Source organism: Streptomyces durbertensis, from assembly GCF_014156695.1.
GTDB classification, from domain to species: domain Bacteria; phylum Actinomycetota; class Actinomycetes; order Streptomycetales; family Streptomycetaceae; genus Streptomyces; species Streptomyces durbertensis.
In genome coordinates this window covers 1-9,161 of the sequence record NZ_WMLF01000209.1, presented here as the reverse complement: position 1 = coordinate 9,161, position 9,161 = coordinate 1, and the positions used below count along the sequence as shown (strand labels likewise).

The window sequence follows — 9,161 nt, the reverse complement described above, 5'->3', positions numbered from 1 at the left end:
CCCTGCTGCCCGGACTTCTCTGCCTGGCCACCTTCCTCGCGCTGACGGCGACCGAGGGAAGCCCGGCGGCGACCCGGCTGGCCGTGGGGGTCGGTGGCGGCGTGCTGGTCGCGCTGGCGCTCGCCTGGTCCCTGCGGGGCTTGGCGGTGCCCGCGCGCGGGGTGCTCGCGGCCTGCGGGTTGACGGCGTACGCCCTGTACGGCGACGCGCTGCTGGCGGCCGTGCTCGCGGGCGGCCCCGAGGAGCCGCCGGAGCCGGCCCCGTGGCGGGTGCCGTTGACGCTGGCGTTCGCGGTGGCCGTCGGCCTCGGCTGCGCCCGCTGGTTCGACGTGCGGGTCCGTACCAGGCTGGCGGTGTGCCGGGGGCTCGCCGAGTTCGCCTCCGCCGTGCGGCCGCTGCTGGCGCTGACGCTCGGGCTGTTCGTCGCCGGTCTGGCGTCGGTGTGGCTGGCCGTCCACCGGCTGGTCGAGCCGGGCGCCGGGGTGCCGCCGGCCGAGGCGGTCGCGCTGACCACCCTCGCGCTGCTGTTCTTCCTCGCCCTGCTGCTGGCCGGGCACGGCTTCCCCGGGCCGGCCGCGACCGCGCTGGTTGTCGCCTGCGCCGGTGAACTCCTGGTGCTCACGGTGCTGTTCGCGGCCCGACTGCCGTGGCTGGGCGTGCTCGCGGCGCCGGTGGAGGAGCTGACCGCCGCGTTCGGTCCGGCAGCCGTCCCTGCCGTGCTGTGCGGGGTGACGGCCGCGGGCCTGCTCGGACGCACCGCGGCACTGCTCGCCGGCGCCTCCGCGCACCGGCGTCCCTGGACCGGCCGCCCGGCCGGGTAGCGCGCCCGGCCGGGCAGGGCGTCCGGACGGGTAGCGCGCCCGGCGCGGTGGCCGAAGACCTCAGTAAACCGACAAGGAGCTGTACCGATGACCACTGAACGTTCCACGTGCGCCGACGCGCGGCGGGGGGAGACGACACGATGAGGGTGTTGCTGCTGGGAGCCACCGGCTTCCTCGGGCGCTACGTCGCCGACCGGCTGCTCGCCGACCCGGCGGTGCAGCTCACCGCGCTCGGCCGGCGGGACGACTCCGACGTGCGCTTCGACCTGTCCACCGGCAGCCCGGGGGCGCTCACCCGCTTCCTGGACGCCGTGCACCCCGGCGTGGTGATCAACTGCGCCGGCGCGATCCGCGGCGGCGCCCGGGAGCTGACCCGGCACAACACCGTGGCCACCGCGACGGTCTGCGAGGCGATGCGCCGCAGCGGCTGCAACCCGCGGCTGGTGCATGTCGGCTGTGCCGCCGAGTACGGCATGTCGCAGCCGGGCTCGTCCACCGGCGAGGACGCGCTGCCCCGGCCGGGCGGCCCGTACGGCGTGAGCAAGCTGGCCGCCACCGAGCTGGTCCTCGCCTCGGGACTGGACGCCATCGTGCTGCGGGTGTTCTCCCCGGCCGGTCCCGGCACGCCGGCCGGCTCGCCGCTGGGCCGGCTCGCCGAGTCGATGCGCCGGGCGATGCAGCAGGGTGACATCGAGTTGCGGCTGAGCGGCCTCGGCGTGCAGCGGGACTTCGTGGACGTGCGGGACGTGGCCCGGGCCGTGCACGCGGCCTCGCTGTCGGCCGCCCAGGGTGTGGTGAACATCGGCACCGGGCGGGCGGTGCGGCTGCGGGAAGCGGTCGGTGTGCTGGCCCGGGTCGCCGGCTTCGCGGGGTCGGTCCACGAGGTGGACGAGCCGCACATGGGCGTGCAGGCGCCGGCCTACCCGGACGGCTGCGGCCTGTGGCAGCAGGCGGACGTGCGCACCGCGCGGGACCGGCTCGGCTGGCGGCCGCGCATCGGGCTGGAGGAGTCGCTGGCGGACATCTGGATGGAGGCCGCGTGTCGTATCTGAGGTCCTCGACCGCGACGGGAGCCGGGCCGCCGCGCGCGGCGGCCCGGCTCCGGGTGGGCGTGCCCGGGTACGCCCACCCGCTGCTCGCCCCGGTGGAGTGGGCCGAGCTGGGCCGCCCGGGGCTCCCGCTGGACTGGGTGGCGCTGAACGTGGCGGGCGGCCCGGGCGACCGGCCGGACCCGTACTGCGGTCCGGCGGTGGCCCGGGTGCGGTCCGCCGGGGTGCCGGTGCTCGGCCTTCTGGACCTGCGGCTGGGCACCCGGGACTTCGGCGAACTGGTGAGTGACGCGCATCACTTCCTGGAGTGGTACGGCGTCGACGGCTTCTACCTCGATCGGGCGCCCGGCGACCGGGCCGCGCTGGCCGACACCGAGCGGGTCACCACCACGCTGCGGGCCCTGGGCGGCGCCGGGCGCCGGCTGGTGCTCGCCCCCTGCGACGTCCCGTACCAGGGCTTCGTTGAGCTGGCCGACCAGTTGGTGACGTTCAACGGCGCCTGGCCGGACTACCGCTGGTCGCAGGCGCCGGACTGGACGGCGGACCATCCCGCCGGGCGGTTCTGCCACCTGGTGCACGGGGTTCCGGGCGGGCACCTGGACGAGGCGCTGCGGATCGCCCGCTGGCAGGGCGCCGGAACCGTCTACCTGACGGACCGGAGTCAGCGCGGCGGGCTGGACCCCTGGGAGTCGCTGCCCGGCTACTGGGACAAAATCGTCTCGAAGGTCGGACCGGGAGTCTCGGAATGAGATAGCGCGTGGCAGTGTTACGGACAAGAGCAACCTTTTGTCCCCGACCCAACCCTTGCTGAGGTCTGTCGTGTCGCTGCCACCGCTGGTCGAACCAGCCGCCGAGCTCACCGTCGACGAGGTCCGCAGGTACTCCCGCCACCTGATCATCCCGGACGTCGGGATGGACGGCCAGAAGCGGCTGAAGAACGCGAAGGTGCTCTGTGTGGGCGCGGGCGGTCTCGGCTCGCCTGCCCTGATGTACCTGGCCGCGGCCGGCGTGGGGACGCTGGGCATCGTCGAGTTCGACGAGGTCGACGAGTCCAACCTCCAGCGGCAGATCATCCACAGCCAGGCCGACATCGGCCGCTCCAAGGCCGAGTCGGCGCGGGACACCGTGCTCGGGATCAACCCGTACGTGCAGGTCGACCTGCACAAGGACCGGCTGGACTCCTCCAACGTGATGGAGCTGTTCGCGCAGTACGACCTCATCGTCGACGGCACGGACAACTTCGCCACCCGCTACCTGGTCAACGACGCCTGCGTGCTGCTGAACAAGCCGTACGTGTGGGGCTCGATCTACCGGTTCGACGGCCAGGCGTCGGTGTTCTGGAGCGAGCACGGCCCGTGCTACCGCTGCCTCTACCCGGAGCCGCCGCCGCCCGGCATGGTGCCGTCCTGCGCCGAGGGCGGTGTGCTCGGTGTGCTCTGCGCCTCGATCGGGTCGATCCAGGTCAACGAGGCCATCAAGCTGCTCGCCGGCATCGGCGACCCGCTGGTCGGCCGCCTGATGATCTACGACGCCCTGGAGATGACCTACCGCCAGGTCAAGGTCCGCAAGGACCCCGAGTGCGCGGTCTGCGGCAAGAACCCGACGGTCACCGAGCTGATCGACTACGAGGCGTTCTGCGGCGTGGTCTCCGAGGAGGCCCAGGAGGCCGCCGCGGGTTCGACGATCACCCCGGCCCAGCTGAAGGAGTGGCTGGAGGGCGGCGAGAAGATCGAGCTGATCGACGTCCGCGAGCCGAACGAGTTCGAGATCGTGTCCATCCCCGGCGCGCGACTGGTCCCGAAGAACGAGTTCCTGATGGGGAACGCCCTCCAGGACCTCCCGCAGGACAAGCGGATCGTCTTGAACTGCAAGACGGGTGTCCGGTCCGCGGAAGTGCTGGCCGTGCTGAAGAACGCCGGCTTCGCCGACGCGGTGCACGTGGGCGGCGGCGTCATCGGCTGGGTGCACCAGATCGAGCCGGAGAAGCCCGTCTACTGACCCCGCCGGACGGACCCTGCCGGACGTACTCCGAGGCCGGGCCCGCCGAGCCGCCCCTTCCCGGGGTGTGCCCGGCGGGCCCGGCCCGTCCGGTCAGCTCGCCCGGCAGCGGCTGCCGTCCTTCGGGACGGTCCCGTCCAGCAGGTAGGCGTCGACGTACCGCTGCACGCAGTTGTCGCCGCTGTTGTACGCGCCGTGCCCGTCGCCCTGGTAGGTGAGCTGGACGGCGACGTCCTCGCCCAGCGCCTCGGCCATCCGGGCCGCGCCCTCGTACGGGGTCGCCGGGTCACCGGTGGTGCCGATCACCACGATCGGGTCGGAGCCGCTCGCCGAGACGTCCGGGCGGTCCGCGACGCCCTCCACCGGCCAGCCGTGGCAGCCCGCCGCGCCCCAGGCGAAGTAGCGGCCGAAGACCGGCGACGCCTTCTCGAACTCGGCGGCCTTCGCCCACACCTCCTCCGGGGAGTAGCGCGTTTTTGTGTCCGCGCAGGAGATCGCGGTCCGCGCGGCCTCGCTGCCGTCGTAGGAACCGTCGTCGCTCCGCCCGTTGAGCAGGTCGCTCATCCGCAGCAGCAGGGTGCCGTCGCCGTCGTCGATCGCGTCCTGGAGGGCCTCGGTCAGCACCTCCCAGAAGTCCTTGGAGTACATCGCGAGGACGATGCCGCTCGCGGCGAGCGAACCGGTCAGTCTGCGGTCGGCCGGGTCGTTGGCCGGCAGCGGGTCGCGTTCGGCCTTGGCGAGCAGGTCGGAGACGGCCCGCTGGGCGGCCGCCGGATCGCCGAGCGGGCAGCCCTCCTCGGTCGCGTCGCAGTCCTCCAGGTAGTTCTCCAACGCCTGTTGGAAGCCCCTGGTCTGTGCGAGGCCGCTCTCCATCGGGCCCTGCGTCGGGTCGACGACGGCGTCGAAGACGGCCCGGCCGACCCGGTCGGGGAACAGGTGCGCGTACACCCCGCCCAGCTCGGTGCCGTAGGAGATGCCGAAGTAGTGCAACTTGTCGTCGCCGAGCACCTGCCGCAGCAGGTCCATGTCCCGGGCCGTGTAGGCGGTGGTGAGGTACGGCAGGACCGTGCCGCTGTTCTCCTCGCACGCCGTGTTGTAGCGCTCCTGGTCGTCGAAGACCTCTTCCAGCCGCTGCTCGCTCGTGGGCACGCGGGCCTTCTGGTAGTACTCGTCCAGCGCCTCGTCGCCCAGGCACCGCACGCCCGAGCTGCGGCCGACCCCGCGCGGATCGAAGCTGACCAGGTCGTAGCGGGTGTGCAGGCTCGCGTACGTCGAGCCGGACGCCGGCAGGGTGCGGACGCCGGAACCGCCCGGTCCGCCGAAGTTGAAGACCAGCGAGCCCAGGCGTTTGTCGTCCGCCGCCTTGGTGGGCGCCCGGACGAGGGCGATGTCGATCGTCCTGCCGTCCGGGGAGGAGTAGTCCAGGGGCGCCTTCATCGTCGCGCACTCCCACTCCGAACCGTCCGGCATCGGCTCCAGCACGCCGCCGAGCGGCCCCTCGCCGACATCCGGGCACTCCCCCCAGTCCAGCCGCTGCCCGGTCAGCTCCTCCGGAAGCGGCTCGGCGGCGGTCGGCACGGGGGAGGCGGGGGAGCGGGCCAGGTCCCGGGCGGCCTCCGTGAGCGGCCCGGTCGGTTCCCCACCGCCGGCCGTGCAGCCGCTGAGACCACCGAGCGCGGTACCGGTGAGCAGCGCGGTGACCGCGAGGGAAACGGTTCCGCGGGCGGCTTTTGCCATCGTGGCTCCCAACGTCGGCGGAGTGCCATCCTCGGGTCGGGCCCGTGCCGTCCGCCCGCCGCGCGCCGCCGTCCGGGTGACGCGGTCAGAGGAGTTTGCGCTGCGTCAGCCGGGTGAAGGCGACCCATCCCGGCAGGACCGGCAGCCAGAACGTCAACGCCCGGAACAGCAGCACCGAGGTGGTCGCCGTCGCGCCGTCCAGCCCGCCGATCGTCGTCAGACCGACGATCAGCGCGCCCTCCACGGCGCCGATGCCGCCCGGCGTCGGCGCGGCCGAGCCCAGCGCGTTGCCCGCGAGGAAGACGGTGGCGACCACGACAAAGCTCGCCTCACCGCCGAACGCCCGGATGGACGCGTAGAGGCACAGGACAAAGACCACCGTGAGCATCAGCATGCCGCCGATGCCGCTCGCCAGCTTCCTCGGCCGCTGCACCACGTCCAGCATGCGCGGCACCACCCCCGCGAACAGCGACCGCACCCGCGTGGTGACGAACTTCCGCAGCGCCGGGATCGCCGTCACGATCAGCGCCAGCACCGCGGCCGTCAGCAACCCGGCGATCACCGTGCGGGACGGCGGGATGGACGCCGAGTGCTCCTTGCCGGTGAGGTAGCCGAAGAGCAGGAGCAGCAGCACGTGCGACCCCAGGCCGAACAGCTGCGAGACGCCCACGCTCGCCACCGCGTGCCCGGGCCGCAGCCCGGACCGCTGGAGGAACCGGGTGTTGAGCGCCACGCCGCCGATCGCCGCCGGCGCCACCAGCTTCACAAAAGAGCCCGCGACCTGCGCGCTCACCGTGCGCCAGAACGGCACCTTCTCCGGTACGAAGCCCAGCAGGCTCAGCGCCGCCGCCACATAGCTCGCGGCCGAGAAGAGCGCCGCCGCCGCCACCCAGCCCCAGTGCGCGTCGAACAGCCCCGCCAGCGGCACGTCGGTCAGCTGCGAGAGCAGCAGGTAGGCGGCGAGGGTACCGGCGATGAGGCTCACCAGCGTGCGCGGCCGGATCCGCTCCAGCCGGGCCGGGGTTATCTCCGCCTCCGGCCGGATGCGCAGGACCTCCTGGCGGATGCGGGTGAGCAGGTCCTCCTCCCTGACCTCCTCCATCGCCTCGTCGATCGCCCGCTTGTCCAGGTTCTTCTCGGCGCGTTCGATCTTCCGGTCCCCGCCGGGCGCGTCGCCCCGGCCCCGCGCCTCCCTGCGGGCCCGGGAGGCGGCCAGCACGGCCTCCCGCTCCCGGTCGGCGCGCTCCTTGGCCAGCCGGCGCAGCGTCGACCGGGTGCCGCGGTTGAGCGCGATCGGCTGGAGCAGCGGCAGGCTGTCGGCGACCGCGTCCGGGCCGAGCACGTCCAGCGCGGCGGCCACCGCACGCTCCGGCCCGACCCGCAGCCCGAACGTGGTGAGCAGCTGGGCGATGTCCATCAGCAGCACCAGATCGCCCGCGGCGATCTCGCCGCCGCGCAGGTCCGTGAGGAACACCGCGCCGGAACGATCCACCACCAGCGCCTCGCCGGTCAGCCTGCGGTGGGCGATGCGCCGCGACTGGAGCGCCTCCACCTGCCGCCAGGCCGCCCGCATCAGCTCGTCGGTGATCTCGTCGTCCGGCAGCGTCTCCAGCGGGCGCCCGCCGATGTGCTCGTAGACGAGCATCACCGCGTCCGGGCCCAGCTCGGAGGTCGCGATCAGCTTGGGCGCGTTGGCGCCGGCGGCGATCGCCGCGTACGCCAGCAGCGCCTCCTGCTCCAGCGCCTGGCGCAGCGACTGCGAGCTGCGACGCGTGGTGATGCCGCGCAGCATCAGCCGCCGCCACGCCCGGTAGAAGTAGCCGTGCGCCTGCTGCTCCCGGTCGACGATCGTCACGTCCAGGGGGGCGCCGTCCTCCAGCGTCACCAGGTAGCGGCGCCCGCGCTCGTGGTCGCCCTTCTCACCCCGGTCGCCGCCGGGGGCCAGCGCCGGCTCCTCGGTGTGCAGGGCGCTGACCGGCTTGAAGCCGACCCGCCGCAGACCGGCGAGCAGGTTCTGGCCGGTGGGCCGCACGTTGGGGGAGCCGACCGCGTACAGGGTGCCGTAGGCGACGCTCCAGCCGATCAGCAGGGTGAGGATGATCGCCAGCGTGGTCATGTACCCGCTGGCCAGCACGGACAGCGCGTCGGTGAGCAGCACCACCCACAGCAGGACCCGCCAGCGCGGTCGGCGGGCCATGCCGACGGCCGTCATGTAGGCGATGACCGGGCCCAGGTAGTTGTGGACGGGGTCGGTGAGGCCGCCGGAGGGCGCGCTCTTGGTGAGCGCGTCCTGGATCGGCACCGGCGCCGCCTCCGCCACCCACAGCGCCACCGCCAGCGAGACGCCGTGGGCGAGCACGGCGGCGAGCACCCCGTCGGCGATCCGCAGCCCGTCCCGCTTCACCAGCCGTTCGATCGCGAAGGCCACCGGGACCAGCAGGACGGCGATGCTCGCGACCACCGCCGTGATGCTGATCACCAGCGGCGGCGCCTGCCCGGCGCCCTTGTCGATGTCCTTCTCCAGGCCGGCGGTCGTGCCGTGCGCGAAGTAGGCGATGCCGAGCACCACGGCGATACCGAGCGCGCCGACCAGGAACCGCACGAGGTCCGAGGGGCGGTGCGCGCGGGCGGCGAGCAGCGGTTCGTCGCCGTCCAGCCGCTCGCTCACGCCGGCCCGCTCCCCGGACGGCGGCGGCGCGGCCGGGTGCTGCGGGGCAGGTGGGGTCTCCGGGGTCCCAGGGGCCACCGGGTCGAGCGGGCCCGGGTCCAGCGGGCCCGAGTCGAGCGGGCCCGGGTCCAGCGGGTCCTTCGAGGCGCCCGGGGTCCGGTCGCCGGGGCCGGTGAGGTGTGCGGGCAGGGCAGCGGCGGAGCGGGTCTCCCCGTTGGGAGACTCCCCACTCCGCTGTCGCTCAGTCTGGTCTTCTTCATCCCGTATCACGCGTCACCGCCCGGACGATGGTGGCATGACCGGACCTCGTCCCGGCACATCAGGGTGCTCATGGGAACAGACCCGTGACCGGCGCGCGACCCGGAACAGGCCGTTCCGGGGGTGTGGAGGGGGCTGTATCGCCGGCGTTGTCGGTGCCGTGCGGCAGGATGTCCGCCATGAACGACCCGAGCGGTGTGATCTCCGACTACGCGGACCGGGTGCTCCAGATCGTCGAACGGATACCGCCCGGCCGGGTGATGACGTACGGCGACGTGGCCGAGTGGCTGGGGGAGGGCGGCCCCCGTCAGGTGGGCCGGGTGATGGCCGGGTACGGCGCCGCCGTGCCGTGGTGGCGGGTGGTGCGCGCGGACGGCCTGCCCCTGCCGGGGCACGAGGCGCGCGCCCTGGAGCGGTACCGCGCGGAGGGCACGCCGCTGCGCGACCCCGCCCCCGGCGCCGCCGGGCACCGGTCCAGGCTGGACATGCGCCGCGCCCGCTGGGCCGGCCCCGGCCCCGAGGCGGGGCACGGCCCGCCCGGCGGCTGACCCGCCCGACCGTCCGGTACGGCTGTCCACAGTCACCAGCTTCCGTCACGACGACACCTCGCGCCCGGCGCGCCGCCCGGCC

The 9,161-nt window shown here is 73.9% G+C and carries 7 protein-coding genes; 5 read left to right on the top strand and 2 right to left on the bottom strand.

All coding sequences use genetic code 11. From position 1 onward, the window contains the following. The 4 genes from GL263_RS15250 to moeZ form a co-directional block, all read left to right on the top strand. A partial coding sequence (locus tag GL263_RS15250; RefSeq protein WP_182856251.1) for a hypothetical protein occupies positions 1–821 on the top strand: 821 nt, incomplete at its 5' end. 140 nt (positions 822–961) lie between these two features. Then, positions 962–1,873 carry an NAD-dependent epimerase/dehydratase family protein gene (locus tag GL263_RS15245; protein ID WP_182856250.1) on the top strand — a complete coding sequence of 304 codons (912 nt, stop codon included), beginning with the start codon at positions 962–964 and terminating at the stop codon, positions 1,871–1,873. Beyond that, positions 1,861–2,619 carry a spherulation-specific family 4 protein gene (locus GL263_RS15240; protein ID WP_182856249.1) on the top strand — a complete coding sequence of 253 codons (759 nt, stop codon included), beginning with the start codon at positions 1,861–1,863 and terminating at the stop codon, positions 2,617–2,619. The genes GL263_RS15245 and GL263_RS15240 overlap by 13 nt, the downstream gene beginning before the upstream one ends. Before the next feature lie 70 nt (positions 2,620–2,689). Continuing rightward, positions 2,690–3,868: an adenylyltransferase/sulfurtransferase MoeZ gene (gene moeZ, locus GL263_RS15235; protein ID WP_182856248.1), complete on the top strand. Its 1,179-nt coding sequence runs from the start codon at positions 2,690–2,692 to the stop codon at positions 3,866–3,868. Between the two features lie 93 nt (positions 3,869–3,961). Here moeZ and GL263_RS15230 read toward each other — a convergent pair whose 3' ends face one another. Both GL263_RS15230 and GL263_RS15225 read right to left on the bottom strand, forming a co-directional pair. Then, entirely contained in the window at positions 3,962–5,605 is a 1,644-nt protein-coding gene (locus GL263_RS15230; RefSeq protein WP_182856247.1) for an alpha/beta hydrolase, read from the bottom strand. A gap of 85 nt (positions 5,606–5,690) precedes the next feature. Continuing rightward, the gene (locus GL263_RS15225; protein WP_323379408.1) at positions 5,691–8,273 is read right to left on the bottom strand and encodes a lysylphosphatidylglycerol synthase transmembrane domain-containing protein; all 2,583 of its coding nucleotides are present in this window, start codon (positions 8,271–8,273) and stop codon (positions 5,691–5,693) included. A 428-nt stretch (positions 8,274–8,701) separates the two neighbouring features. On the opposite strand from GL263_RS15225, the gene GL263_RS15220 reads away from it, so the two are divergent. Continuing rightward, the gene (locus GL263_RS15220) at positions 8,702–9,079 is read left to right on the top strand and encodes an MGMT family protein (protein WP_182856246.1); all 378 of its coding nucleotides are present in this window, start codon (positions 8,702–8,704) and stop codon (positions 9,077–9,079) included. Positions 9,080–9,161 lie beyond the last annotated feature (82 nt).